Origin of the sequence: Lutibacter sp., assembly GCF_041596795.1 — a bacterium.
In the GTDB taxonomy this organism is placed as follows: Bacteria; Bacteroidota; Bacteroidia; order Flavobacteriales; family Flavobacteriaceae; genus Lutibacter.
On record NZ_JBFHHX010000003.1, the window covers coordinates 19,592 to 46,285 of the forward strand.

Genomic DNA, 26,694 nt, shown 5'->3' on the forward strand with positions numbered 1-26,694 from the left:
GTTTATAAATTTGTGTTTTAAATATGTATTATGAAAAAATTAATAATCCTTTGTTTATTAGTAGCATCTATAATTGGGTGTTCAAATGAAAAAAAAACTGAACAAAACAAAACAAGCGAAATCCAAACCGAAAACAATCAGGTTGCTGCTTTACAATCCTACGAAATGGATATTGAAGGAATGACTTGTGAAATTGGCTGTGCAAGAACAATTGAGTCTAAATTATCTAAGGTAAAAGGCGTTTCCTACTCAAAAGTTGATTTTGAGACTAAAAAAGGTGTATTTACCATTGATACTAACCTAATTAGCGAAGAAAAAGTAAAAGAAAAAATAGACGGAATAGCTGGTGGAAACCTTTATTCTGTTGTAAAATCAAAAAAAATTAACAAAATTTTAAAATAATTTAAAAAATATTTGTGCATATCAAATATTTTGTCGTTAATTTGCACCGTAATAAAAATCAATCGAAAATGAAACAAATTAAATTTTTAATCGCAGTTGCAGTAGTATCTGTATTTGCGTTTTCTTGTAAAGAAGCTCCAAAAGAGGAAGCTGTAGAAGAAGTAGTAGTTGAAGAAGTTGCTCCAGTTGTAGAAGAAGTAGAAGTTGCTGTTGACAGTACTGCTGCTGCTGTAGAAGAAGTTGTTGAAACTCCTGCTCAATAATTACTGAGACAAAACAAAACAAAACAAAGAAGAGCTTCAATTTTGAAGCTCTTTTTTTATACCCTTTTGTTTCTTAATGAATAATGCAGAAACAATAAACTCATAAAAAACAACAAGCCAACTAATTGGTGGCTTACTCCATAAAACAGCGGTATTTGTCCTTTAACATTTAGTACTGTTAAAATTCCTAAAGCAACCTGCACCACTACTAGTATAACTGTTAAATTCAACCATTTTTTTGAAGACCTTTCTATATGGTTCTGTAATTTAAAGAACATAAATAATATTCCAACTAAAATAATATACGCCAAAGTTCTATGTGTAAATTGAACCAAAGCCGGCGCAAATAAATAGCTATCATAATTTATCATATTTTCCCAAGTCCAATTGTTTAAATTTAAAAGTACGCTTGGCACCAATTCACCATTCATATCTGGCCAACTAGGAAAATACAATCCAGCTTTCATTCCTGAAATTACCCCAGCAACAATTAATTGAATAAATACTAATTGTAACATCCAAAGAACAATTCTTTTAGATTTTACTTTTTTTAAGCTTTTATAAACATAAACATCTGCAACAGTTCTAACCATGGCGGCAATAACTAGTACAGCCAATACAAAATGCACTGTTAATTTATAGGCATTTACCCAAGGTCTATCTTCTAATCCACTTTTCACCATAATCCAACCTGCAGAAGCTGTAAGTATGGTTAATAAAACCACTAACCCCAATCGTTTCATTAAATAATTATCTATTCTTTTTGTAACTACAAAAATTAAAAAAGGAATTAAAAATATAAATCCTAAAGCTCTCACCCATAAACGATGAAAATATTCCCAGAAATAAATAAATTTAAATTCTTGTAAATTAAATGTTGAATTAATTTTATGAAATTGAGGTGTTTGTTTATACAATTCAAATTCTTGAATCCAATCTTCCTCATTTAATGGCGGAACAACTCCTGTAATAACATCCCATTTGGTAATTGATAAACCAGAACCTGTTAATCTTGTAATACCTCCTAATATTACTTGGCCAACTAACATAATTAGACCAATCATTAACCAAAATCTTATAACTCTGGAATATTTATAGTTTTTATATTTCATTACTTCCACTCTATGGTTTCAACTAAATGGATAATATCCTTTTCAATATATTTTATTGCCGGAACAATAGAATCGTAATTGGGTTTGGTATAAAAGTATAACGCGCCCGCTAAAACATTTTTAACGCTATCTGTTACCCTAAACTGAATATTTGTAGCTACATCACCTTGAATTGAATATAACTTCCCAAAAACTCTTTTTTCAAGATTTTCATAAGGTATTGCGTTAATAACGTCTGCTTTTACAGTGTGTTCAAAAGTTAATTTCTCTACTTCTGAAAGTATTTGATTTAAATTATTATCAACACTTCTGTATGTTATATGCACGGTTGCCTTTAAATGTGGGTATTCTATTTTTAACCAACAATTATCTTTTGGCTCAACAATAGCTTGGGAAGAAACCTCAAAAGAATAGGGACAATTAAAATTTTGTTTAACATACGTTGAGTTTGGATATTGTAATGTTAAATACGATTTTGGTTTAGGCAATGTTTCAGTTCCACAAGAGTGAAAAACCAGAAGTAATAGCAGTAATATCAAACTTTTTTTCATACTTATTGATTTCCTCTATTAATGGTTACCTTCACTTGCTTTATTCTTCTTTTATCCATTAATTCAATTTTAAACGTATAATTATTGAATTTTATAATCTGATTTTTTCTTGGGAATTTTCCGTGAATTTCTAATATAAACCCAGCTACAGTTTCAGATTCTCCTTTTTCTTCCTCAAATAATTCAGCATCTTCTGATCCAATAATCTTGTAAAAGTCTTTTAAATTAGTTTTTCCTTCAAACAAAAATGTGTTATCGTTTATTTTAGTGTAAGACAAATCATCATCATCAAACTCATCATTTATATCGCCTACTATTTCTTCAATTACATCTTCTAAAGTAATAATTCCACTTGTTCCACCATATTCATCAACAACCACTGCTAAATGGTTTTTCATTTCCTGAAACTCTTTTAGTAAATCATCTAATTTTTTATTTTCAGGTACAAAATAGGGTTCTCTTATTAACTTTTGCCAGTTAAATTGTTTTTTATTTAAATAAGGCAATAAATCCTTTGCGTATAAAACTCCAATAATATCATCTATATTATCTCCATAAACAATGTTTCTAGAGTATCCTTTTTCAACAATTTTAGCAATAACATCTTCGTATTCTTCATCACTTGCCAAGGCAAAAATATCCATTCTTGGAGTCATTATTTGACTAGTTTCTGTATTTCCAAAACTAACAATGCCTTGCAATATTTTTTGTTCGTCTTTTGTTGTAGCATCATTTGAAGTAATTTCTAATGCTTGAGATAATTTTTCTACTGATAAATTAGATTGTTTTTTGCGTAATTTATGCTCTATAATATTTGTTAAACTTAACATTGGCAAACTTACCAAAGACAACAATGTACTAAGTATTTTTAAAGGAATTGCCATAAAAACGGCAAATTTTAGCGGATTACGCGTTGCGTAAATTTTTGGTAAAACTTCTCCGAATAATAAAATTAAAAAAGTAACTAAAACAACTTCAATTAAAAATTTAAAAATATCTGAAGTAATTCTACTAAAAATATTTTCACCTATATATGCAAATATTAAAACAATTAAAATATTGATAAAATTATTTGATATTAATACGGTTGCTAATAATTTTTTAGGGTTTTCTAATAATTGAACTACCATTTTTTGGCTGCTAACATTAGAATCGGCAGCTTCGTTTAATTTAGCTTTTGATAATGAAAAGAAAGCAACTTCGGCGCCAGAAATAAGTGCTGATAATATTAACAATAAAAATAATGATATAACACTTAGTGTTAACCAAATGTTTGAGTTTTGAAATAGGATTAAAAACGTGAGATCAGGATCCAAATTACAGTAAAATTAAATTAAACTTAGAAAGGTAAATCATCATCCTCTTCTTCAATATTTGATGCTAAAGGTGCTTGTTTTTCTGGTGATGAACTTATTTTTGTACCTTCTTGTTGTTGTGGTGCGTTTGGATCGTTTTTAGTGGTTAAAAAAGTCATGTCTACAACATGAATTTCTGTTGAATATCTCTTTACACCGTCTTCACCTTCCCATTGACGAGATTTTATTCTTCCTTCAATATATACTTTATCTCCTTTGCTTAAGTATTTTTCACAAATTTCAGCTAATTTATTTCTAACTACTAAATTATGCCATTCAGTTGTGGTAACTTTTTCTCCAGTTTGCTTATTTGTGTATGTTTCATTAGTTGCAATTGGAAAACGACCAATTGAGTTTCCACCTTCAAAATAGTGCATTTTAACCTCATCACCAAGGTGACCAATAAGTATTACTTTATTTACAGTTCCAGCCATTTATAAGTAGATTTTCAGTGAATTACAAAAGTACTAAAAAATTTAGTTGCTTTTATATTCATTTAAAAAATTATCTATTAAAATTGGCACAGGAAAACGTCTAATTTCACTCCAGTTTATGTTAAATTTATCGGATTTTGATGTTTTCACAATCCAAAAATTTGCAAAAATATGTTGATGTGATAATTTATGAACCACTTGCTCCATATTAAACAATTGAACAGATGTGTTTAGGTTAGCAAACAACGCTTCAAATTTATCCGTATGCACTAATTGTTTTTCATCTATTTCATGTTTAGTTTCAATTAAAGGAAATTGGTATAAGTTTAACCAAATTCCCTCATGTCTTTTTTCAATAATTGTTTTATTATCACATGTTTGAACTACTAAATAGTTAAAAAAACGATTTTTAATTTTTAGTTTTTTCTCCTTTACTGGAAGATTTTTAATTATTTTTTTTTCTAAAGACACGCAACTAATGTTTAACGGACAATTTTCACAATCAGGATTTTGAGGCTTACACATTCTTGCTCCAAACTCCATTACAGCTTGGTTATGCGTTCCAGAAATAGCTGGGTTTAACAACGTTTCAGCCAGTAATTTAAACTCTTTAATTCCGTTAGTACTATTAATAGGTGTAGCAATTCCAAAATAACGCGCTAAAACTCTATAAACATTTCCATCAACAACTGCCGTAGATTCATTGTAACAAATAGAAGCAATTGCTGAAGCCGTATAATCTCCAACTCCTTTTAATTTCAATAACTCAATATACGACGAAGGAAATTTACCTTGTAACTTATTAACTATATATTTTGCAGAATAATGTAAGTTTCTAGCACGTGAATAATAACCTAAACCTTGCCATAATTTTAAAACCTGTTCTTCAGATGCATTTGCCAACTCAAAAACTGTTGGAAAATGTGCTACAAATTTTAAATAATAGGCCATTCCTTGGTCAACTCTTGTTTGTTGTAAAATTATTTCGGACAACCAAATATTATATGGATTGATAGTTTCTCTCCAAGGCAAATCTCTTTTGTTTTGTAAATACCACTGTACTAATATGTTAGAAAATTCCATTGCTTTTTATATAAAACACAATAATACATGATTTAATCAATTAAATTTTAATGAATTAACTTTTTGATTTTGATTTATATGTCCTATATTTGCCGTCTTAAATTTATAATAAACTATATAACAAGTATAAAAATGACGAAAGCGGAAATCGTATCAAATATTTCAGATAAATCTGGAATAGAAAAAGCAGATGTTTTAGCAGCTGTTGAAGCGTTCATGGAAGAGGTAAAAAACTCCTTAGAAAAAGGAGACAATGTTTACTTAAGAGGATTTGGAAGTTTTATAATTAAAACTAGAGCTGAAAAAACTGGAAGAAACATTTCTAAAAACACAACTATCAAAATTCCTGCTCACAACATTCCATCGTTTAAGCCTGCAAAAGTTTTTGTAGAAGGTGTAAAAAACAAAGTAACTGTTGCATAAGCAAAAACTTAATTATTAACAAAAAATAACATTTTAATTATGCCAAGTGGTAAAAAAAGAAAGAGATCAAAAATCTCTACGCACAAACGTAAGAAGAGAGCAAGAGCAAATAGACATAAAAAGAAAAAGTAAGCTTAGCTTACTTTTTCTTTAAAGTTTACGTTCATTGAAATAAATATTTGTAACACTGTTGCAAATATTGTTGGGTAAAATACCCTGTAGTAACATAATATAAATCGCTCAGCTATTTATAGTTGCGCATAAAAACAATTCAGAGTGAAAACAGAATTAATTATTAGATCAAATTCCTCTGATATTGATTTTGCCTTATTAAAAGACGGCAAATTAACTGCACTTAATAACGAAACCAATGATAATAAATTTTCTGTTGGTGACGTTTTTTTAGCTAAAATTGGAAAAGTACTATCTGGCTTAAACGCATCATTTGTAAATGTTGGTTATGAGAAAGATGGTTTTTTACATTATCAAGATTTAGGAGCTCAGTTAAAGTCTTTAAATAAATTTATAAAAGGTGTTAGCACAGGTAAAATTAAAGATTACACTTTAAAAAATTTTCAACTAGAAAAAGACATTGATAAAAATGGAAGTATAGTTGATGTATTAAAATCAGGTCAAAACACATTAGTTCAAATTGTTAAAGAACCTATATCTACAAAAGGTCCACGATTGAGTTCAGAAATCTCAATTGCTGGTAGATATTTAGTTTTAGTCCCTTTTTCAGACAGAGTATCCGTATCGCAAAAAATTATGGATCCACTAGAAAAAGAGCGATTAAAAAGACTGATAAAAAGTATTAAACCGAAAGGCTTTGGAGTTATTGTTAGAACAGTAGCTGAAAATAAAAAAGTTGCAGAACTTGATAAAGATTTGCAAAACTCTTTAGAGCGCTGGGTAGTAATGTGTAAAAAGTTTAAAACTTTAAAAACACAAGATACACCTACCAAAGTTTTAAGTGAATTAAACAGAGCCTCCTCTATTTTAAGAGATTTGTTTAATGATTCTTTTACAAGCATTGTAACTAATGATGAAGTTCTGTTCTTAGAAATTAAAGAATACTTACAAGAAATTGCTCCAGATAAGGAGTCTATTGTAAGTTTGTACAAATCACAACTTCCTATATTCGAAAAATATGGAATTGAACGCCAAATAAAAACATCTTTTGGGCGAACTGTTTCTATGAGTAAAGGAGCCTATTTAGTTATTGAACATACCGAAGCTTTACACGTTATTGATGTAAATAGTGGAAACCGTTCTAACAAAGCAACTTCCCAAGCAGATACTGCACTAGAAGTTAATTTAATTGCAGCATCAGAAATTGCACGTCAATTACAATTAAGGGATATGGGAGGTATTATAGTTGTTGATTTTATTGATATGCATACAGCTGAACATAGACAAAAATTATATGATCACTTAAAAGCTGAAATGGATTTTGACAGAACCAAACATAAAATATTACCACCAAGCAAATTTGGCTTGGTACAAATTACTAGACAACGAGTTCGACCTGAACTTGTAATTAAAACACAGGAATCTGACCCTAGTGGTGGTTCTGATGAAGTAGAAGCGCCAATTGTTATTCTTGACCACATTAAAGATGGTTTAGAAAAACTTATTAGCGCAAATAAGCATAAAAAGATATCACTAAACGTACATCCTTTTATAGCTGCCTACTTAACAAAAGGTTTTCCATCAATTCAACATAAATGGCTTACCAAATACAAAAAGTGGATTAAAATTTTACCAAGAGATGCTTACCAATATTTAACCTATAATTTTACCAATAAAGACGGTGAAATTATTGAATAAGGTAATTCACAATATCTATAAAGTCCTGCGAAAGCAGGGCTTTTTTTTTAAAACCAATACCCTACATTAAAATACCAGAATCTTTCATTATGATCTGGAGACCAAGAATAATTAATTTCAATTGGACCTAAAAACGTATCAAGGCCATAACCTACCATATAACCCGACTTGGTATTTTCAAAAATCTTTCCTCCATTAAACAAATCATTCTCTACTCTTGCATAATTAGCGGTTATAGAAAAATAATTTTTTGGTAAAAACTCATATCTGGCAGTTAAGACAGATTTTAAAAAAGCATTTTCGCTTAAAGACAACAAATCGTAACCACTTAAAGGTATTAAATTATTTATAAAATTTTCTCCATAACCACCCAAATTATAGTCAAGAGCTCTGTTCACATTATCACCAAAAGTTATTCCTGCATACGATTTAAAATGAAGTGTTAATTTGTTATAAAAAGTATGAGCCACACCAATTTGTCCTTTTAATTGTGAAAATTGATGAAAATTATTACTGTAATCTGAAGATGCTAAAAACCATCTAAAATCCACATCTAAATAAAATCCTTTTTTCTGAAAATAACTCTTATCATAAGAATCTAACTTTAAGTATGATATTAAATTAAAATAATTTGATTTATCAAAATACAATCTAGTTTCATCAGATGCTTCTGCGTTAGCTTCTAATGATGTAATTGTTTCTGTATAAGCTTTTACTTTTTTGTGCTCAATTCCAGCTCCAATGGCAATTTTTCTATTAAAAACTGTTTGTATATATGCCTGATTTGTAAAATCTTCGTACACCAAATTTATTTTATTTATATTTTCATCATCAAATTTAACGTTGGCATTAAAGCCGTTGAAGCGAGATCTAAATCCAAAACTGGTATAAAAACCATTATCTATAAAGTAATTAAAATTATACCTTAAATTATCTCCTAAAATAATATCAGTTGAAACTACATCGTTCTTATTTAATAAATGTTTATTAGTAATATTTAACAGTATTCCTGTTTTATATAAATCGTCGTAATGCACACCTAATTGAAGAAAATTTGCAATTTTATTTTCTTTAACTTTAAAATTAACTAAACTTCCATGTCCATTTTTTATTAATTTATATTGGATGTTTTCAAAGTTTCCTGTTGCTGACAAATTATTAATACCGTCTATTAAATCGGTATAATTTATGGTATCTAAAGTTTTTAAATTAAGTTTTCCTAAAATATAGGCACGTGTATAGTTTTCATTTCCCTTAATTCCAATTCTTTCAATATGTATATTTTTAATTTGACTTGTATTTATAGGTAATTTTTTTTCTTTTACCTGGCAACTAGCAATTTTTAAGAAATCTTCTTTTTTTTCTCTAGCAGATTTATCTCCTTCTGCCATTATTTCAGCAACCTTATCGAAGGAAATTACATTAAAGCTGTTCATATTTGGTTTTATTAATATATCTACCATTTCATGTTTAGACTCCAACGTATTGTACATTTGAAAACCAACAATTTGATTTAAAATTTTTACTGCCGAATTTAAATCTTTTTTGGCGTCTAATCCACTTTGAATGTCCACTCCAATAATTACATCGGCACCCATAGCTATAACTTCTTCAACGGGAAAATTATTTACAACACCTCCATCAGTTAGCAACATTCCATCTATTTCTACAGGAGCTAACAATGTTGGAAAAGAACCACTAGCTATAATGGCTTCAGGTAAAAATCCTTTATTTAACACTACTGGTTTACCTGTTTCCAAATTTGTTGCCATACAAATAAAAGGAATTGGTAATTTATTAAAATCTGTAATATGATCTACATGTTGTAATAATTGAGTTAATAAGTTTAATACATTCTGACCTTCGGAAATTGCAATTGGTATTTCAACTTTTTTATTACTTATAGGTAATGTAAGTGCATATTTTTCACCAATTTCCTTTTCGTAAAACGGTTTAGCGCTACGTGGTAATTCATCAGTTAAAATTTTATTATAATTAACGGATTTTAATATAGAATCTAGTTGATTTGCCGTATACCCAGAAGCATACAATGCTCCAACAATAGCTCCCATACTTGTTCCTCCAATATAATCTACTCTAACACCAGCTTCTTCTAATACTTTTAAAACAGCAACATGAGCAAACCCTTTGGCTCCTCCACCACTTAAAACCAACCCAACTTTTACATCCTTTTGTTCAGGAATTTCTTGTGAAAACCCTAGAAAAAATGAAAATAATATGCTTATTACTATTATATTTTTCACTTTATACTTTATTTTTATAATATTCAATTAAAATAGTTGCTTTGCTTTTTCCAACCACCTTTTCTAAATCTTCAAACTTGGCTATTGATACACGTTTTGGCGATTTAAAATGTTTTAATAAAGATACAACTGTTTGTTTTCCAATACCAGAAATTTGTTCTAATTCATTAGTTATGGCTCCTTTACTTCTTTTATTTCTGTGATGTGTTATACCAAATCTATGCGCCTCATTACGTAATTGTTGAATAATTTTTAAGCTTTCAGATTTTTTATCTAAATATAATGGAATAGGATCATCAGGATAATAGATCTCTTCTAAACGTTTGGCTATACCAATAATGGCAATTTTATTTCTTAAACCAAGAATGTCTAAACTTTTTAAAGCAGATGAAAGCTGCCCTTTACCACCATCTATTACTATTAATTGCGGTAGTGGTTCTTCTTCATCTTGCAAACGTTTATAACGTCTAAAAACCACCTCTTCCATTGAAGCAAAATCATCGGGGCCTTCAACAGTTTTTATATTAAAATGCCTATAATCATTTTTACTAGGTTTTCCATCTTTAAAAACCACACAAGCCGCAACTGGGTTTGTTCCTTGAATGTTGGAATTATCAAAACATTCTATATGACGAGGTTCTTCACGTAATCTTAAATCTTTTTGCATTTGCGCCATAATTCGGTTTACGTGTCTATCCGGATCTACAATTTTTATTTGTTTAAATTGTTCCTGGCGATAATATTTTGCATTTCGCAAACTTAAATCTACAATTCTTTTTTTATCTCCCAATTTAGGGACTGTTACTTTAATATTATCTCCAACTTCCACGTTAAATGGCACATAAATTTCGGTTGATGTTGAATTAAAACGTTGTCGAATTTCAATAATTGCCAACTCTAACAAATCTTTATCAGATTCATCTAGTTTCTTTTTAATTTCTGATGTGTGCGACTGAATAATTGATCCATTTGAAATTTTAAAAAAGTTAACATAGCCATAACTTTCATCAGAGATAATGGAAAACACATCTACATTGGTAATAGATGGATTTACAACAGTTGATTTTGCTTGATAATTAGCTAATAAATCTATTTTCTCTTTTATTTTTTGCGCTTCTTCAAACTCCATTTCCGAAGCAAAATGCATCATTAACTCTTCAAAAGATTTTATCGAATCTTTAAAATTTCCTTTTATAATATTTCTAATTGCAACAATATCATTTATATAATCATCCTCGTTTTGCAATCCTTCACAAGCACCTTTGCAGTTTCCAATATGAAAATCTAAACAAACTTTATACTTTCCATTTTCAACATTTTTTTCGCTTAAATCAAACATACAAGAGCGCAATTGGTACAACTCTTTAATTAAATCTAACAATGCTTTTGCAGTTCTAACAGAAGTATAAGGGCCGTAATATTCAGAGCCATCTTTAATAACATTTCTAGTTAAAAAAACACGTGGAAATCGTTCTTTTTTAATACAAATCCAAGGATATGTTTTATCATCTTTTAAAAGTACATTGTAACGTGGTTGGTATTTTTTAATTAAATTATTCTCCAACAACAACGCATCTGTTTCCGTATCAACAACAATATGTTTTATGGTAACAATTTTTTTAACTAAAACTCTAGTTTTACCATTTTCCTGAGTTTTATTAAAATAAGAGGCAACTCTTTTTTTTAAATTTTTAGCTTTTCCAACATATAAAATCTTGTCGTTTTTATCATAATATTGATAAACGCCAGGCTGATTTGGTAATGTTTTTATCTGAATTTCTAAGTCCAAAGTATTTTTGCTATTTAAACGCTAAAATTACTCATTTTTTATTGAATAATATCTTACTAGCTACCAAACGATTAAAAGCGTTTTTACTAATAAAAAATGATTACTTTTGCGAAAACTTTAATTTAAAGCTATTTTTATATCTTTTTTTAAATATAATTCAATTATTAACGTATGAAATACTGGAAAAAATATTCAAAAGAAAAATTAATTGCTAGAATTGATGATGCATTAGCATCTACCATAGATTTTCAAAACAGTAAACATTTAGGGTATCCGGTATCAAAATTAGATGAAAATGTTTTTAATACCAGTGGTACTTTTTTAAATAATTCTCCTTTACTAAAATCTTTTATTGCCAACCCAAACAATATTGGTTGCCATACGTTGGGAAAATCTGAACCCGCATTTAAAGGTTCTCAAGAGTTAGAAAAAGAAGTTATTCAAGTGTTAGCAGTTGATATTTTTAATGCTAAAGAAAACGAGTATGATGGCTATATTGCAACAGGAGGAACTGAAGCTAATATTCAAGCGCTTTGGATTTATAGAAATTATTATAAAAAGAATTTTAATGCTACTTTAAACGAAATGGTTATCATTTCTTCTGAAGATACGCATTATTCCGTACATAAAGGTTCCAATTTATTAAGTGTTGATACGGTAAGTATTCCTGTTGATTTTAATTCTCGTGAAATTATTATTGAAGAATTAGATACTATTATTTCAAATTTAAAAGCCAATGGTAAAAAATATTTTTTGGTAATTTCTAATATGGCTACAACTATGTTTGGTTCTGTTGATAATCCGGATATGTATGCCGATGTTTTAACAAAACACCAAGTAGCATTTAAAATTCATGTTGATGGTGCTTTTGGAGGATTTATTTACCCAATTTCCAACAGAAAATCGACTATTAATTTTGAAAACCCAAACGTATCATCCATTACCATTGATGCACATAAAATGCTACAAGCTCCTTACGGAACGGGTGTTTTTTTATGTAGAAAAAATTTAATTGAAAACGTACTAACTAAAGAAGCACAATATGTAGACGGAATGGATTTAACCATTGTAGGTAGCCGTTCTGGCGCAAATGCCATTGCAGTTTGGATGATTTTATTTAGCTATGGTTATTATGGTTGGTTTGAAAAAATTAATACACTTTTATTACGTACAGAATGGTTTTGCAATCAATTAAACGATCTAAGAATTGAGTTTTACCGAAATCCATTTATGAATATTGTAACGCTAAAATCTGACTACGTTCCGGAACATACAGCCAAAAAATTTGGTGTGGTTCCTCAAACACACGAAGGTGAAAATAAATGGTACAAAGTAATTATGATGGATCACGTAGAAATAGATGATCTTCTAAAATTTGTTGAAGAACTTAAAGCGTATCAAAAAGTGATATCTTAAAATATTAAAAATGCTCGTTATAACGGGCATTTTTAATTTTAAAACAATAATGTTTTCAAATATTCCCAATTAGAAAATATAGCGCTAAATACTATAAAAGTCACAAAAAATACTATAATGGCAGTGTAAACAGATTTTCTATCCATCTCTTTCTATTCTAAAATTTGTTCTAAAATAATACTTTTATTTAAACTTGGTCTTACAATAATCCTAAAAAAATTGAGACGTAATAAATACCTACAATTACAAAAATAATTCCAGTAATTAAACGAATAACCTTTTCAATTTTTACAATTTTAGTGTAAAAGAAACTAATATTACCAGCTGCAAAAGCTAATAAATAGGTAAAAAGAATTACTGGTAACCCTGTACCAAAAGCAAATACAATTGGTAAGTACAAACCATCAACACTTGAGATTGTTATAGGAATTAACATTCCAAAAAATAATGCCCCACTATACGGACAAAATGCCATTGCAAAAACCACTCCTATTAAAAAAGAACCCAGCAAACCTTTATCTTTAAATTTTTCAGATAGTTTTTCTTGAAAATTAAACTTTCCAAAAAAGTTGAACTTAATAACATTTAACATTATTAATCCAATAATTATTAATAAAGGTCCCAAGTACTTTTCTCCATTCTGATTAAAAAATCTAGCTATATGAAACTTACTTGCACCAAAATATAAAATTAAACCAATGGCAGTATAACTAAAACCTCTTCCTAAAGAATATAATAAACCACTTAAAAACACTTTGCGTTTACTTGAAATATTTTTAGAAATAAAAGCAGTTGCTGTAATGTTAGTTGCCAAAGGACACGGACTAATGGCTGTCATTAGTCCGAGTATAAATGCTGATAAAATTGGAATATTGTAATTCTCTAACAGCGATTGTAAAAACTCCATTTAAAGTGTTTTTAATTCTGATTCAATTTTTGCTTTTAATTCTTTAGAAAAGGTGTCTTTGTTATTGCCATTCATAAAAGCAAAATCGGTTAAATTTATTTGTGTTTCTTTTCCATTTTTTATCACATTTAAAAACAATGATGTGCCAGATGCTTCAAATTTTTCTGCAATTTTTTCATTCTCTTTCTCATCAACATTAATAGACTGAAATGTAATTTTATTTCCTTTTAATTCCTTAGCAAAATAAGTGTTTAATGTATACTTTGTGTTAGCTTCAATAGCATTACAAGTCATACATCTATGGGTAGAATGGAAGTCTATAACCTCTATTTTAGCCGCTGATTTTGTTAAAGATTGCGCTTTATCTTTACTTTGTCCGTTGCAGGCTGTTAACATTAACCCAAAAGTTAAAACTGTAATAAATTTAATGATTTTCATATTTTTATTGATTTATGGTTTATAATAGTATATTAAATAAATACCCGGAAATAATGATACAAAGGGTAACAACACTAAAAAAGATAGCAATCAGTTTTAAGGTCATTACTTTTTTTAAAAGCATTGCTTCTGGTAGAGAAAGACCTACAACTCCCATCATAAATGCAATTGCAGTACCTAAAGGAATTCCTTTTGACACTAAAACCTGTGCCACAGGAAGTATTCCTGATGCGTTAGAATACATTGGTACAGCTAAAATAGTTGCAATTGGAACTGCAAACCAATTATCTTTAGCCATATATTTCTCAAAAAATCCTTCTGGAATATAACCGTGCATTAAACCACCAATAGCAATACCAACCAATACATACGGAACAATACCTTTTAAAATAGTTTTTGTTTCGTTCCAAATAGAAGGAATTCTATCTTTAAATGAAGTATGTGCAACTTCAAATAGCTCTGTTTCTTTTTGACTGTTTTCTAATACTTGTTGTACCCACGGTGATAAATACTTTTCAAGCTTTAATTTTTGAAGAATAATTCCTGAAATAGTTCCTAATAAAACACCACTAACTACATATATTATAGTTGTTTTTAAGCCAAATAAGCCAATAAACAATCCAATAGCAACTTCGTTAACTAATGGTGATGTTATTAAAAATGAAAATGTTACTCCTAAAGGAATTCCTCCTTTAACAAAACCTATAAATAACGGAACTGATGAGCACGAACAAAAGGGTGTAACGGTTCCAAATAAAGATGCCATTAAATATTCAAACCCATATAGTTTTTTACGAGATAAAAAGTTTCTAACTTTTTCAACAGGAAAATAACTATTTACTATTCCCATAAAGAAAATAATTACTAACACTAGCAATAAAATCTTTATAGAATCATATATAAAGAAATTTAAAGCTTCTGTTAAGTGTTTTCCAGCTTCTAATTTAAGAACATCAAAAACTAACCAATCTGCTAAATCTTGTATCCAATCGAACATAATTTTTATTTTTTACCAATAAAACGTATTACTGAACTTTTGCCATTATGATAAATACCTTCATTTAATAGTATTTCTTCTTGCTTAAGTTCTATAATTTCTAGCTCTAAAAAATCCTCTTTAATTTCTTCCAATGAATATAACATGTCTAAATTTTTAGGGCCAAAATCTAATTTGTATTCTTTATTAATTTTATGTTGATTTTTACTAAAACCTTCTAAAATTAATAGTCCTCCTTTTTTTAAATACCGTACCAGTTTTTGATGATAAATAGTTTTAAAATTCTCTGGAAAATGTGCATAAATAAGAGCTATTACATCAAATGAATTCTCTTCAAATTGAAGTTCTGAAAATTCTCCTACTAAGTAATTAATATTAACCTTATTTAAGGCAGCTAGTTTTTCTGCTTTTAATTTTCCTTGTGAACTTACATCAAAACAAGTAACATTTAAACCTTTTTTTGCGGCAAATACAGCATTTCTTCCTTCGCCTTCAGCTGGTAATAAAATAGCGCCTTTTAACTCAAATTCTTCTACTATTTTTTTAAAAAATACATTTGGCTCTATTCCATATGCAAACTCTTCAGCCCCATATCTTTGTTCCCAAAAATCTTTCATTTTATATTTATTTTGTATAATATTTTTTCTTTAACCAAAAAGAAACCTTTACCAATAAAATTAAAACTGGCACTTCTACCAATGGACCAATAACTCCTGTAAAAGCTTGTTGCGAATTAATTCCAAAAACCGCAATAGCAACTGCAATAGCTAACTCAAAATTATTTCCAGTTGCAGTAAAAGCAACCGCTGCATTACGTTTGTAATCTATATTCATTGCTTTTCCTAAAAAGAAACTTACAAAGAACATTAACACAAAATAAATAATTAACGGCACGGCAATTTTTAATACATCAAAGGGAATTTCAACAATTAAATCGCCTTTTAAACTAAACATTAAAACAATGGTTGCTAACAAAGCAATTAAAGTAATTGGAGAAATTAATGGTATAAATTTTCTGTTGTAGAAATCTAAACCTTTGTATTTTACAATAAAGTAACGACTTAAATACCCCATTAAAAATGGAATTCCTAAATATATAGCCACACTTTTAGCTACTTCTGCAATAGAAATATTTACATCAAAACCTTCAAATCCTAAATATCCAGGTAAAAAAGTAATAAATAACCAAGCATAAAAACTATATGTTATAATTTGAAAAACACTGTTTAAAGCAACCAAGGTTGCTGTGTATTCTCTGCTTGCGCCAGCCAAATCACTCCAAACAATTACCATAGCAATACAACGTGCCAACCCAATTAAAATTAAACCAGACATATAACCTGGTTCGTCTCTTAAAAATAATATAGCCAATCCAAACATTAAAATTGGACCAATAATCCAGTTTAAAACTAAAGACATTGACATTAATTTTGTGTCTTTAAAAACTGTTGGTATTAAACTATAATCAACCTTTGCTAATGGTGGATACATCATTAATATTAAACCAATTGCCAAAGGAATATTGGTAGCTCCTACAGATAATGAATCTGTAATTGTTGCCATTTGAGGAAAGAAATATCCCAAACCAACACCAATAGCCATTGCTAAAAAAATCCACAGTGTTAAAAAACGGTCTAAAAATTTAAGTTTCGTCTTCATTATTTTTTAATTTGAGAAAAAACAAATAACATTTCTGAAGCTATTTCCTTACTGCGTTCTAGGTATTTTTCAGCTTGTTGTGGTGTGTTATCAAATGCTTTAGGATCATTATATCTTACTGGAATTCTACTTTCACAACCAATAATAAAAGGACAATTTTCATCGGCATGTGAACACGTCATTAATGCAGCAAATTCACTTTTAGGATTAAATTCATCATCATATTTTTTAGAAAAACCAATAATTGGATGTGCATTTTTACCAAATTTTATACTATAAACAGGATTTTCTTCGTGAGATAATTTTGAAATTTGAAACCCTTGACTTTCTAAAGTTTTTCCAACCATTGGAAACATAGCAGTTGCTTCTGTTCCACCAGAATAACAAAACACATTTTTAATTCCGTAATAGTTAGCTGCCGTTTGTGCCCAAATTTGAGACAAATGACTTCTGCGGGAATTATGTGTACAAATAAAATTTAGATTTACATTTTTACTTTCAGAGACTTTAGACTGGATATAATTTATAAACGGTTGTAAATCCGCTTTTCGATCCGTCGAAATTTGAACATCTTTTAACAATTCAATGGAGTTGTTTATTTCTTCAAATAACATATACTTTTGATTTTTTTAGGTTATTTATTTAATTGTTTAGCAGCAGCTAGTTCCTTTTTCATCAGTTGAACAACATGAAGACCCTGAATCTTCATCAGAGCAACAAGCATTATTTGCAAAATTGTCTACTAACAAACCTTTTACTACATCTTTTGAAGGAACTCCTCCTTTAAACACAACCTTTTCATCAATTACAACTGCAGGAGTACTCATTACATCATAGGCCATAATCTCCATAATATCAGTTACTTTTACAATTTTAGCATCTATATTTAATTCGCTAATTACATCTTTAACTACTTTTTCTGTGCTTACACAACTAGGACAACCTGTTCCTAATATTTTAATTGTTTTCATATTTATTATATTTATTTTTAGTACTTATATTTATTACTTGTTGGTAAAAACCAATAATACTAAGTGTATTTTAACAACAATTTGACTCAGTTGAACAACAACTAGCTTTATTATTTCCTAAATTGGAAAGTTTCACCTTTGTTTTTTCAGATGGAATACCGCAATTATCTTTTGCTAAACAGTCCGTTTTTTTTGATGTTAGTAAAAAGTTTGTGCCGTTAAAATCCAATCCATATTTACCAATTGTTAATCCTTGATATTCTACTTCTATCTCTAGATTTTCAAGTTTTAATAATTTATCTGATAATTCAATTATATGAATTAATTTTTCTGGGTGTAACCTATGATCATAATCATTTGCTTCCCACAACTGAAAATTTGCAACAACTTCATTTCTAAGTGTTCCGCCACAATCTATAAAATGCTTTGTTACCTTTCCTACTTCAGTTACGTGAAAATGACTTGGTACTAATTCCCCATCAGGTAATTGAAACGCAATAGTTTTTAAATTCCTTAAATGTTCCTTAATTTCTTGAATATTCATTTTCTTTTTCTTTAATTATTATCGCAAATTAACGATTGAATTGGTTAATTTTTTTTACTCACAATAATTTTCACCCAAACTTCTATTAAAAAAATCATTAAATAAAGACTTCGCTTTTTCCCAATTTTCTGTATGAATACAATACTTAATTTTTGGAGGATTTACTTCTCCTTTAATTAAACCTGCATCTTTTAACTCTTTTAAATGTTGTGAAATTGTAGATTGCGCTAGCGGAATTACCTCTAATAAATCGCCCGTAAAACAACAGCTTTGATTTTCTAAATAATTTAAAATTTTAATACGCGTTGGATGCCCCAAAGCTTTTGCAAAACGTGCCAATTCCTCGGTTTCTGCTAAATAATCTATTTGTTGATTTGTTCTTTTCATAAGTTCATCGCAAATATACGATTAATAATTATTCTACAAAATAAAAATATAATAAATTAAACCTTTATGCAGAAAATAAGTCTTAACACTACAAAAATAAATAACACCCAATGCGCAAAATACTGAAACTAAACTGGATAATTCTAAGTATACTATTAAATATAAATTGCGGAGGAAATAATACTACCGATGAAGATAGCAATTTAACCCAAATCCCTACACCAGAAAAACCTTATACTATAGTTGACACTAACGTTTCAGATTTTTATAGTGATAGTACACTTATTTCAACTCCATTAAATAATCAAGACTTTTATGGACAAGATGCAGCGTATATTGGTAATCAACCTTCATATACAAATAATGGAGATGGAACAATAACCGATAATATAACCGGTTTAATGTGGCAACAAGATATGGGTGAAAAAATTTCTTTTGAAGCAGCTTTAACCAAAGCACCAAACTTAAACTTAGGAGGATATACCGATTGGAGAATACCAACTATTAAGGAATTGTACTCTTTAATTTTATTTACCGGAAGTGTAAAAGGTGAAGTTGCTATTGATTTTTTTATTGATACCAATTATTTTAATCAGCCATTAGGAGATACTGCAATGGGCGAACGTGAAATTGATGCACAAACTTGGAGCTCTACCGAATATGTTGGCAAAACAATGTATGGAGACGAAACAATATTTGGTGTTAATTTTGTTGATGGACGCATAAAAGGATATCCAAAATACAAACCTAGCACAGGAGCTGCTAATACAATGTATTTTAGAATGGTACGTGGAAATACAGCTTATGGAAAAAATAATTTTGTTGATAATGAAGATGGAACAATTAGCGATTTAGCAACAGGTCTTATGTGGCAAAAAGCCGATGATAGTGTTGCAAGAGATTGGAAAACATCATTAAATTACGCAGAAAATTTAACATTAGGAAATAAATCAGATTGGCGCTTACCAAATGCAAAAGAATTACAAAGTATTGTAGATTATTCACGATCACCCCAAACAACAGCAACTCCAGCAATAAACTCCATGTTTGATACTACTGAAATTTTAGATCCCGATGGAAATTCTGGTCATTTCCCATACTTTTGGACAAGCACTACACATTTAGATGGTGTAAACCCGTATACAAGTGCCGTTTATATAGCATTTGGAGAAGGACTTGGCGTAATGAATGGAATTTTATTAGATGTTCACGGTGCTGGTTGCCAACGCAGCGATCCTAAAAGTGGAAATATAGCAGATTACCCACAGTTTTACGGTCCACAAGGCGATGTGCGTTACGTATATAATTATGTTCGTTGCGTAAGAACTATTGAATAGTTTCCGTTTCTTCTTCTTTTGGAAACGCCTTTTTATTAAAAATAATTAATAAAATAACTGCAGCAGAAATAGCGCTATCTGCTACGTTAAAAATAGCATTAAAAAACGTGAATGGTTTTCCACCCCAAATAGGTAGCCAATCTGGTAAAACTCCGTTCCAAATTGGAAAGTATAACATGTCAACTACTTTGCCATAAAATAATTCTCCATAAGGTTTTTCTGCAAATAGTGTGGCAACTCCATTCATTGGTGTGTCAAAAATAACCCCATAAAAAACAGAATCAATAATATTTCCCATAGCACCAGCAAAAATTAGCGATATAGATACAATTAATATAGTATGTGCGTTTTTTTTAACAGACGAATACAACCAATAACCAATACCTGCAATTGCAAACAATCTGAAAATTGTTAAAAATAATTTACCTGCTCTTCCACCAAATTCTGCACCCCAAGCCATTCCATTATTTTCAATAAAATGAATTCTAAACCAATCAAAAACAACTACTTCTTCTCCATATACAAAGTTAGTTTTAATGTATATTTTACTTATTTGATCTATTAATAAAACGGTAATTATTATAAATAATGCTTTTTTCAATGGTATTGGTATTATGAAATGATATTAAATTAGTGAAGCCTCCATAAAGGAAGCTTCAAATTAAAAATGTTCTTATTTTTTATTGTTGCATGTTTTTAGCCTCAATGCTTAATGTAGCATGTGGAACTAATTTTAAACGCTCTTTTGCAATTAATTTTCCAGTAACTCTACATATTCCATATGTTTTGTTTTCTATTCTAACCAATGCATTTTTTAAATCTCTAATAAATTTTTCCTGACGGATAGCCAAGGCTACATTTGCTTCTTTTGACATGGTTTCAGAACCTTCTTCAAAAGCTTTAAATGTAGGAGAAGTATCATCCGTTCCGTTATTACTATCGTTTTTAAATGCGCTTTTTATCAGGGCTAAATCTTCCTCTGCATATTCAATTTTACTCTGAATAATTTCTTTAAATTCAGCAAGATCTTTATCAGAATATCTATTATTTTCATCCATAATTTACAATTTTTCTATTAATATTTTTGTATTTATATCATCAAAAGCAATTTCTATGCCTTTTTCTAAATCTTCAATAAAAACAAGGTCATTAGTTAACGTTTCTGTTTTAATATACAGTTCATTTGCCAAAACAGATTGCTCTAATATATCATTTTTTTGAATACTTAATTTAATTTTATCATTTACTTCTAAACCACTTTCTTTACGTAAATTTTGAACCCTATTAATTAGCTCTCTTGCGTTTCCTTCTTTACGTAATTCGTCTGTAATTGTAACATCTAAAGCAACTGTTAAACTACCTTGATTTGCTACTAACCAGCCTTCAATATCTTGTGATGTTATTTCAACTTCCTCTAGTGTTAAATTTACAACTTTTTCGTTTATATTTAAAGGAATTTCTCCAAGTTTTTCAATAGTTTCAATGTCTTTTTGGGTTAAATTTTGAATTGCTTGCCCCACAAATCTCATATCTTTTCCAAACTTAGGCCCAAGCACTTTAAAATTAGGCTTTATGGTTTTTACCAATATTCCAGAAGCATCATCAATCAATTCAATTTCTTTAACATTTACCTCCGATTTTATTAAATTTTCAACCGCTAAAATTTCTGCTCTGTCTTCTTTGTTTAAAACAGGAATCATAATTCTTTGTAGAGGCTGACGTACTTTTATCATTTCCTTTTTACGCAATGATAAAACCATAGAAGAGATTTTTTGTGCTTGTTGCATTTTATGCTCTAACTTGCTATCAACCAAACTTTCATCATAAGTTGGAAATTCCGCCAAATGTATAGATTCAAAACTTTCTATTCCAGTTGCGCTGGTTAAATCTTTGTAAAGATTATCCATAAAAAATGGTGCAATTGGAGATGCTAATTTTGAAACAGTTACCAAACAAGTATATAATGTTTGATATGCCGATATTTTATCTTGCCCGTATTCACCTTTCCAAAAACGTCTTCTACTTAAACGAACAAACCAGTTGCTTAAATTTTCTCCTACAAATTCTTGTATTGCTCTTGCTGCTTTAGTTGGTTCGTAATCTTCGTAAAAACTTTCAACATTCTTTATTAAAGTATTTAATTCTGATAAAATCCAACGATCAATTTCTGGTCTTTCGCTTATTGCAATTTCATCTTCTGCGTATGTGAAATTATCTAAATTTGCATATAACGAAAAGAAAGAATACGTATTATATAAGGTGCCAAAGAATTTTCTGCGAACCTCATCAATTCCTTCAATATCAAATTTTAAGTTATCCCAAGGATTTGCATTTGAAATCATGTACCAACGTGTAGCATCTGCACCATACGTATCCATTGTTTCAAATGGATCAATAGCATTTCCTAAACGTTTACTCATTTTTTTACCTTCCTTGTCTAGTACCAATCCGTTAGAAACTACATTTTTGTAGGCAACAGAATCGAAAACCATAGTTCCAATTGCGTGTAAGGTATAAAACCATCCACGAGTTTGATCTACTCCTTCGGCAATAAAATCGGCTGGGAAAAACTTTTTCTCGTCAATCAATTCTTTATTTTCAAACGGATAATGCCATTGTGCATAAGGCATAGAACCAGAATCAAACCAAACATCAATTAAATCGCTTTCGCGTTTCATTGGTTGTCCTTTTGGTGATACCAATACAACTTTATCAACTACATTTTTATGAAGATCTATTTTATTATAGTTCTCTTCACTCATGTTTCCAACTTCAAAATCGGCAAAAATATCTGCCTGCATAAAACCTGCTTCAACAGATTTTTTCATTTCAGCTTTTAGTTCTTCAACAGAGCCAATTATAATTTCTTCGGTTCCATCTTCCGTTCTCCAAATTGGTAACGGAATTCCCCAATAACGAGATCGAGATAAATTCCAATCGTTTGCATTTTTTAACCAGTTTCCAAATCTACCTTCTCCTGTAGATTTTGGTTTCCAGTTAATAGTATTATTTAAATCGAACATTCTATCGCGTTTCTCGGTAACTTTTATAAACCAAGAATCTAGCGGATAATATAACACCGGCTTATCTGTTCTCCAACAATGTGGGTAACTGTGACGGTATTTTTCTACGTGAAATGCTTTATTCTCTTCTTTTAATTTGATTGAAATTTCAACATCTAAAGAACGCTCTGGAGCTTCACCTTCATTGTAATATTCATTTTTCACATACTTTCCAGCAAATTCACCCATATGTTTGGTAAATCTTCCTTGTAAATCTACTAAAGGAACCGGATTTCCATTATCATCTAATACTAACATTGGCGGAACTTCTGGGTTTGCTTGTTTTGCAACCAAGGCATCATCAGCTCCAAAAGTTGGTGCTGTGTGTACAATTCCTGTTCCATCTTCTGTAGTAACAAAATCTCCTGCAATTACTCTAAAAGCATTTTCTGGATTTTTATATGGAAGTGTATATGGTAATAATTGTTCGTATTTAGCTTCTAAAATATCCGCTCCTTTAAATTCTTGAACAATTATATATGGAATCTTTTTGTCGTTCTCTTTATATTCAGCAAGTAGAGTTTCGTTTTCAACAGCAAAAAACTTTCCTGCAAATTGTTTTCCAACTAAATTTTTTGCTAAAATTACATTTATTGGTTCAAAAGTATATTGGTTAAAAGATTTTACTAACACGTAGTCTATCTTTTTACCAACTGTTAATGCTGTATTTGAAGGTAATGTCCAAGGAGTTGTTGTCCAAGCTAAAAAGTGAACGTCTCCATCTACATTTTGTAATAATGCTGGTAGCGTATTTTTAATTGCTTTAAACTGAGCAACCGCAGTTGTATCGGTTACATCTTGGTAGGTTCCTGGCTGATTTAGCTCGTGCGAACTTAAACCTGTACCTGCTTTTGGAGAATATGGTTGAATGGTATAACCTTTATAAATTAGGTCTTTTTTGTACATTTCTGCCAATAACCACCAAACAGTTTCCATATATTTTGGCTTGTAGGTAACATACGGATCTTCCATATCTACCCAATAACCAATACGTTTTGTAAGATCATTCCAAACATCGGTATAACGCATTACGGCTTTTTTACAAGCTTCGTTGTATTCTTCAACAGTAATTTTTATTCCAATATCCTCTTTGGTTATACCCAATTCTTTTTCAACACCTAATTCAATTGGCAATCCGTGAGTATCCCAACCTGCTTTTCTTTTTACCTGAAAGCCTTGCAAGGTTTTATATCTACAAAAAATATCTTTAATAGCTCTCGCCATTACGTGATGAATACCCGGTAATCCATTTGCTGAAGGCGGACCTTCAAAAAATACATACGGTTTATTTTCTTTTCTTGTTGTAATACTTTTTTCGAAAATATTTTCTTTTTCCCAAAACGCTAAAGTTTCATCTGCTACTTTAGTGAGGTTCAAACCCTTATATTCTCTAAACTTTTTACTCATTTTGTACCCTTAATTCAATTAGTTTGCGAAATTACGTATTTTCTACAAAATATCATTTCATAAATTGTAAAAAATTAAATACATAAAACATTGAATTTAATAGAATTATAGTAAGTTTATATTTCACTATCTTTTTACCATACTTATGATGCAAAATATTATCTCTAATTCCTATAGAAACGCACAAAGAATTCCGTTGAATTGCGATTCAAAATTTATTTTTTTTAGCGATTGCCACAGAGGTGATAATAGTTATGCGGATGATTTTGCCAATAACAGTAATATTTATTTTCATGCGTTAAGAAGCTATTTACAAAACGATTACACTTATATTGAGTTAGGTGACGGAATTGAACTGTGGGAAAATTTATTTTTTAATGATGTTTTTGAAGCGCATAAAAACTCGTTTTTATTATTGCGTGAATTTCATTTAAAAAACAAACTTTACATGCTTTGGGGAAACCATGACATGATTTTAAAAAACCCCACCAAATCAGCTTCACTTTTATCTACATATTTTGATAAAATAACAGGAACCGATAAAGATTTATTACCAAATTTAACATTTCAGGAAGGTATTGTTTTAGAAGTTGAAGGCTATAAAAAAGATATTTTACTAATTCATGGGCATCAAGCCGATTTTCATAATTATGTTTTATGGAAATGGAGTCGGTTTTTAGTACGTATTTTATGGAAACCTTTGCAAGTTGTTGGTATAAAAGACCCTACAAGTCCGGCTAAAAATTTTAAGGAATTAATTAAAGTTGAACGCCGACTTAAAAAATGGATTTTAGCTAATAACAACCAAATGGTTATTGCCGGGCACACGCACAGACCACGATTTCCTGAACCAAACGAGTTACCTTATTTTAACGATGGAAGTTGTGTACACCCAAGGTCAATTACAGGAATTGAAATTGTTGACATGCAAATTTCTTTAATTAAATGGCACGTAATATCTCAAGAGAATGGAACTCTTCAAATTGTAAAAACAGTATTAGAAGGACCCACCGAAATATCTAAATATTTAAAATAAAAAAAGCGCCTCTAAAAAAAGAAACGCTTTTAATAATCTTGGGGGTTAACATGTTTTAAGGTTTACCTTATTTTATTAAATTAATTATTTACTAATCAACTATATGACTCATTAATTATTAAAAAGTCACAAACTATTTTATACTCCCCTTTCTTTTTGTATTTGTTCGTACGCTTTTTGTACTTGCTTAAACTTTTCTTCAGCACCTTTTACGTGTTCTTCTCCTAAATGTTGTAATTTATCTGGATGGTATTTTTTAACCATTTTCCTGTAGGCTGCTTTTAGCTCTTCATTAGTTGCTGTTTTTTCAATTTCTAAAATTTTATAAGCACTTTCAGAATCTTCATAAAACATTGCTTTTATCGATTCAAAATCGTTTAAACTAATGTATAAATAACTTGCTATTGTTCTAATAGCTTGTACTTCAATTTCCGAAACATTTCCATCAGATTTTGCTATCCCAAATAAAAAATGAACCAATTGAAGACGTGAAGCATGCGTTAAATTTTGTCGAATTTGAACACATATTTGTTGTGTAGAAACATTGTTGTTTTGCATAAAACCTTTAAATAATTTAAAGGCATTATTAGCTCTTTCTTCACCGTACATATTTTTAAAATGTGTACGCACGTAATTTAATTCGCGCTCATCAACTCTACCATCAGCTTTTATAACAACTGCAGACAATAACAATAAACTAATTTCAAAATCACCCGATTGAACATTGCCACTTGTTGAGCTATATTTTTTTGCATTTTCAATGTCTTCTTTAGAAAAACCACCCAAAATACTACCTAAAACAAAACCTAAAATACTACCAATAGGACCTCCAAGTGTAAAACCAACTCCAGCCCCAATCCATTTAATAAAATTTCCCATAATTTAATTTAAAGATGCAAATATAATTGATTTATTAGTAAGCTTAGAGCGCATACATGTTACAGTTGTTAAAATATTTATAAACTTTTGGCTATAATCTGTTATATTTGCACACGTATTACGTCAAATATAGTATAACTAAAAAATC

27 protein-coding genes are annotated in these 26,694 nt (G+C 29.6%); 7 read left to right on the forward strand and 20 right to left on the reverse strand.

Features of this window, described 5'->3' with window-relative positions; all coding sequences use genetic code 11:
- The first annotated feature begins 30 nt into the window (after window positions 1-30).
- Window positions 31-402: a cation transporter gene (locus ABY298_RS00775; RefSeq protein WP_372744072.1), complete on the forward strand. Its 372-nt coding sequence runs from the start codon at window positions 31-33 to the stop codon at window positions 400-402.
- 68 nt (window positions 403-470) lie between these two features.
- Window positions 471-665 carry a hypothetical protein gene (locus ABY298_RS00780; RefSeq protein WP_372744073.1) on the forward strand — a complete coding sequence of 65 codons (195 nt, stop codon included), beginning with the start codon at window positions 471-473 and terminating at the stop codon, window positions 663-665.
- A 56-nt stretch (window positions 666-721) separates the two neighbouring features.
- On the opposite strand, the gene ABY298_RS00785 is transcribed toward ABY298_RS00780, so the two are convergent.
- Genes ABY298_RS00785 through mutY form a run of 5 tightly spaced genes read right to left on the reverse strand, consistent with a single transcriptional unit; the run spans window position 722 to window position 5,200 of the window.
- A complete protein-coding gene (locus ABY298_RS00785) occupies window positions 722-1,729 on the reverse strand; it encodes a COX15/CtaA family protein (RefSeq protein WP_372744074.1) in 1,008 nt (335 codons plus the stop codon).
- Window positions 1,730-1,776: 47 nt separating this feature from the next.
- Window positions 1,777-2,328 (reverse strand): gliding motility lipoprotein GldD, encoded by a 552-nt coding sequence (gene gldD / locus ABY298_RS00790; RefSeq protein WP_372744075.1) that lies wholly within the window; start codon window positions 2,326-2,328, stop codon window positions 1,777-1,779.
- 2 nt (window positions 2,329-2,330) lie between these two features.
- On the reverse strand, window positions 2,331-3,644 hold the full coding sequence (gene gldE, locus ABY298_RS00795) for a gliding motility-associated protein GldE (RefSeq protein ID WP_372744076.1): 1,314 nt from the start codon (window positions 3,642-3,644) through the stop codon (window positions 2,331-2,333).
- 23 nt (window positions 3,645-3,667) lie between these two features.
- Window positions 3,668-4,117 carry a single-stranded DNA-binding protein gene (locus ABY298_RS00800; protein ID WP_372744077.1) on the reverse strand — a complete coding sequence of 150 codons (450 nt, stop codon included), beginning with the start codon at window positions 4,115-4,117 and terminating at the stop codon, window positions 3,668-3,670.
- Window positions 4,118-4,159: 42 nt separating this feature from the next.
- A complete protein-coding gene (gene mutY / locus ABY298_RS00805) occupies window positions 4,160-5,200 on the reverse strand; it encodes an A/G-specific adenine glycosylase (protein WP_372744078.1) in 1,041 nt (346 codons plus the stop codon).
- A gap of 78 nt (window positions 5,201-5,278) precedes the next feature.
- Here mutY and ABY298_RS00810 point away from each other — a divergent pair, with 78 nt between their 5' ends.
- Complete coding sequence (locus ABY298_RS00810) at window positions 5,279-5,623, forward strand: HU family DNA-binding protein (protein WP_372744079.1); 345 nt, start codon at window positions 5,279-5,281, stop codon at window positions 5,621-5,623.
- 276 nt (window positions 5,624-5,899) lie between these two features.
- Entirely contained in the window at window positions 5,900-7,453 is a 1,554-nt protein-coding gene (locus ABY298_RS00815; RefSeq protein ID WP_372744080.1) for an Rne/Rng family ribonuclease, read from the forward strand.
- Window positions 7,454-7,500: 47 nt separating this feature from the next.
- Here ABY298_RS00815 and ABY298_RS00820 read toward each other — a convergent pair whose 3' ends face one another.
- Window positions 7,501-9,717, reverse strand: coding sequence for a patatin-like phospholipase family protein (locus ABY298_RS00820; protein WP_372744081.1), 2,217 nt, complete (start codon window positions 9,715-9,717; stop codon window positions 7,501-7,503).
- A 1-nt stretch (window position 9,718) separates the two neighbouring features.
- A complete protein-coding gene (gene uvrC, locus ABY298_RS00825) occupies window positions 9,719-11,506 on the reverse strand; it encodes an excinuclease ABC subunit UvrC (RefSeq protein WP_372744082.1) in 1,788 nt (595 codons plus the stop codon).
- Window positions 11,507-11,677: 171 nt separating this feature from the next.
- On the opposite strand from uvrC, the gene ABY298_RS00830 reads away from it, so the two are divergent.
- A complete protein-coding gene (locus ABY298_RS00830; protein WP_372744083.1) occupies window positions 11,678-12,922 on the forward strand; it encodes a pyridoxal-dependent decarboxylase in 1,245 nt (414 codons plus the stop codon).
- Between the two features lie 199 nt (window positions 12,923-13,121).
- Here the strand turns inward: ABY298_RS00830 and ABY298_RS00835 are convergent, their stop codons facing one another.
- The 9 genes from ABY298_RS00835 to ABY298_RS00875 form a co-directional block, all read right to left on the reverse strand.
- Complete coding sequence (locus ABY298_RS00835) at window positions 13,122-13,829, reverse strand: aromatic aminobenezylarsenical efflux permease ArsG family transporter (protein WP_372744084.1); 708 nt, start codon at window positions 13,827-13,829, stop codon at window positions 13,122-13,124.
- Window positions 13,830-14,267 (reverse strand): nitrophenyl compound nitroreductase subunit ArsF family protein, encoded by a 438-nt coding sequence (locus ABY298_RS00840; RefSeq protein ID WP_372744085.1) that lies wholly within the window; start codon window positions 14,265-14,267, stop codon window positions 13,830-13,832.
- 19 nt (window positions 14,268-14,286) lie between these two features.
- Entirely contained in the window at window positions 14,287-15,264 is a 978-nt protein-coding gene (locus ABY298_RS00845) for a permease (RefSeq protein ID WP_372744086.1), read from the reverse strand.
- A 5-nt stretch (window positions 15,265-15,269) separates the two neighbouring features.
- The gene (locus ABY298_RS00850; RefSeq protein ID WP_372744087.1) at window positions 15,270-15,881 is read right to left on the reverse strand and encodes a class I SAM-dependent methyltransferase; all 612 of its coding nucleotides are present in this window, start codon (window positions 15,879-15,881) and stop codon (window positions 15,270-15,272) included.
- A gap of 7 nt (window positions 15,882-15,888) precedes the next feature.
- Window positions 15,889-16,923 carry an ACR3 family arsenite efflux transporter gene (gene arsB / locus ABY298_RS00855; protein ID WP_372744088.1) on the reverse strand — a complete coding sequence of 345 codons (1,035 nt, stop codon included), beginning with the start codon at window positions 16,921-16,923 and terminating at the stop codon, window positions 15,889-15,891.
- On the reverse strand, window positions 16,923-17,537 hold the full coding sequence (locus tag ABY298_RS00860) for a low molecular weight phosphatase family protein (protein ID WP_372744089.1): 615 nt from the start codon (window positions 17,535-17,537) through the stop codon (window positions 16,923-16,925). Before ABY298_RS00860 ends, arsB begins: the two co-directional genes overlap by 1 nt.
- Window positions 17,538-17,573: 36 nt before the next feature.
- Window positions 17,574-17,894: a thioredoxin family protein gene (locus tag ABY298_RS00865; RefSeq protein WP_372744090.1), complete on the reverse strand. Its 321-nt coding sequence runs from the start codon at window positions 17,892-17,894 to the stop codon at window positions 17,574-17,576.
- A gap of 70 nt (window positions 17,895-17,964) precedes the next feature.
- Window positions 17,965-18,438 carry a DUF6428 family protein gene (locus ABY298_RS00870; protein WP_372744091.1) on the reverse strand — a complete coding sequence of 158 codons (474 nt, stop codon included), beginning with the start codon at window positions 18,436-18,438 and terminating at the stop codon, window positions 17,965-17,967.
- Window positions 18,439-18,492: 54 nt separating this feature from the next.
- Window positions 18,493-18,825 carry an ArsR/SmtB family transcription factor gene (locus ABY298_RS00875; RefSeq protein ID WP_372744092.1) on the reverse strand — a complete coding sequence of 111 codons (333 nt, stop codon included), beginning with the start codon at window positions 18,823-18,825 and terminating at the stop codon, window positions 18,493-18,495.
- 110 nt (window positions 18,826-18,935) lie between these two features.
- Here ABY298_RS00875 and ABY298_RS00880 point away from each other — a divergent pair, with 110 nt between their 5' ends.
- Window positions 18,936-20,162: a DUF1566 domain-containing protein gene (locus ABY298_RS00880; RefSeq protein ID WP_372744093.1), complete on the forward strand. Its 1,227-nt coding sequence runs from the start codon at window positions 18,936-18,938 to the stop codon at window positions 20,160-20,162.
- Here the strand turns inward: ABY298_RS00880 and ABY298_RS00885 are convergent.
- From ABY298_RS00885 to ileS, 3 genes are all read right to left on the reverse strand, one after another.
- Window positions 20,152-20,769 carry a lipoprotein signal peptidase gene (locus ABY298_RS00885; RefSeq protein WP_372744115.1) on the reverse strand — a complete coding sequence of 206 codons (618 nt, stop codon included), beginning with the start codon at window positions 20,767-20,769 and terminating at the stop codon, window positions 20,152-20,154. The genes ABY298_RS00880 and ABY298_RS00885 overlap by 11 nt on opposite strands.
- A 73-nt stretch (window positions 20,770-20,842) precedes the next feature.
- Window positions 20,843-21,220 carry a TraR/DksA family transcriptional regulator gene (locus ABY298_RS00890; protein ID WP_372744094.1) on the reverse strand — a complete coding sequence of 126 codons (378 nt, stop codon included), beginning with the start codon at window positions 21,218-21,220 and terminating at the stop codon, window positions 20,843-20,845.
- Window positions 21,221-21,223: 3 nt separating this feature from the next.
- Window positions 21,224-24,631 carry an isoleucine--tRNA ligase gene (ileS, locus tag ABY298_RS00895; protein WP_372744095.1) on the reverse strand — a complete coding sequence of 1,136 codons (3,408 nt, stop codon included), beginning with the start codon at window positions 24,629-24,631 and terminating at the stop codon, window positions 21,224-21,226.
- Window positions 24,632-24,776: 145 nt separating this feature from the next.
- Between ileS and ABY298_RS00900 the strand changes: the two genes are divergently transcribed.
- Window positions 24,777-25,667 carry a metallophosphoesterase gene (locus ABY298_RS00900; RefSeq protein ID WP_372744096.1) on the forward strand — a complete coding sequence of 297 codons (891 nt, stop codon included), beginning with the start codon at window positions 24,777-24,779 and terminating at the stop codon, window positions 25,665-25,667.
- Between the two features lie 138 nt (window positions 25,668-25,805).
- Here ABY298_RS00900 and ABY298_RS00905 read toward each other — a convergent pair whose 3' ends face one another.
- Window positions 25,806-26,546, reverse strand: coding sequence for a TerB family tellurite resistance protein (locus ABY298_RS00905; protein WP_372744097.1), 741 nt, complete (start codon window positions 26,544-26,546; stop codon window positions 25,806-25,808).
- Window positions 26,547-26,694 lie beyond the last annotated feature (148 nt).

Bases quoted from the DNA above. Each gene is read 5' to 3' on its own strand.
- ABY298_RS00775 (WP_372744072.1), top strand. From the start codon at position 31: ATGAAAAAATTAATAATCCTTTGTTTATTAGTAGCATCTATAATTGGG.
- ABY298_RS00780 (WP_372744073.1), top strand. From the start codon at position 471: ATGAAACAAATTAAATTTTTAATCGCAGTTGCAGTAGTATCTGTATTT.
- ABY298_RS00785 (WP_372744074.1), bottom strand. From the start codon at position 1,729: ATGATTGGTCTAATTATGTTAGTTGGCCAAGTAATATTAGGAGGTATT.
- gldD (WP_372744075.1), bottom strand. From the start codon at position 2,328: ATGAAAAAAAGTTTGATATTACTGCTATTACTTCTGGTTTTTCACTCT.
- ABY298_RS00800 (WP_372744077.1), bottom strand. From the start codon at position 4,117: ATGGCTGGAACTGTAAATAAAGTAATACTTATTGGTCACCTTGGTGAT.
- mutY (WP_372744078.1), bottom strand. From the start codon at position 5,200: ATGGAATTTTCTAACATATTAGTACAGTGGTATTTACAAAACAAAAGA.
- ABY298_RS00810 (WP_372744079.1), top strand. From the start codon at position 5,279: ATGTCCTATATTTGCCGTCTTAAATTTATAATAAACTATATAACAAGT.
- ABY298_RS00830 (WP_372744083.1), top strand. From the start codon at position 11,678: ATGAAATACTGGAAAAAATATTCAAAAGAAAAATTAATTGCTAGAATT.
- ABY298_RS00835 (WP_372744084.1), bottom strand. From the start codon at position 13,829: ATGGAGTTTTTACAATCGCTGTTAGAGAATTACAATATTCCAATTTTA.
- ABY298_RS00840 (WP_372744085.1), bottom strand. From the start codon at position 14,267: ATGAAAATCATTAAATTTATTACAGTTTTAACTTTTGGGTTAATGTTA.
- ABY298_RS00845 (WP_372744086.1), bottom strand. From the start codon at position 15,264: ATGTTCGATTGGATACAAGATTTAGCAGATTGGTTAGTTTTTGATGTT.
- ABY298_RS00850 (WP_372744087.1), bottom strand. From the start codon at position 15,881: ATGAAAGATTTTTGGGAACAAAGATATGGGGCTGAAGAGTTTGCATAT.
- arsB (WP_372744088.1), bottom strand. From the start codon at position 16,923: ATGAAGACGAAACTTAAATTTTTAGACCGTTTTTTAACACTGTGGATT.
- ABY298_RS00860 (WP_372744089.1), bottom strand. From the start codon at position 17,537: ATGTTATTTGAAGAAATAAACAACTCCATTGAATTGTTAAAAGATGTT.
- ABY298_RS00865 (WP_372744090.1), bottom strand. From the start codon at position 17,894: ATGAAAACAATTAAAATATTAGGAACAGGTTGTCCTAGTTGTGTAAGC.
- ABY298_RS00870 (WP_372744091.1), bottom strand. From the start codon at position 18,438: ATGAATATTCAAGAAATTAAGGAACATTTAAGGAATTTAAAAACTATT.
- ABY298_RS00875 (WP_372744092.1), bottom strand. From the start codon at position 18,825: ATGAAAAGAACAAATCAACAAATAGATTATTTAGCAGAAACCGAGGAA.
- ABY298_RS00880 (WP_372744093.1), top strand. From the start codon at position 18,936: ATGCGCAAAATACTGAAACTAAACTGGATAATTCTAAGTATACTATTA.
- ABY298_RS00890 (WP_372744094.1), bottom strand. From the start codon at position 21,220: ATGGATGAAAATAATAGATATTCTGATAAAGATCTTGCTGAATTTAAA.
- ileS (WP_372744095.1), bottom strand. From the start codon at position 24,631: ATGAGTAAAAAGTTTAGAGAATATAAGGGTTTGAACCTCACTAAAGTA.
- ABY298_RS00900 (WP_372744096.1), top strand. From the start codon at position 24,777: ATGATGCAAAATATTATCTCTAATTCCTATAGAAACGCACAAAGAATT.
- ABY298_RS00905 (WP_372744097.1), bottom strand. From the start codon at position 26,546: ATGGGAAATTTTATTAAATGGATTGGGGCTGGAGTTGGTTTTACACTT.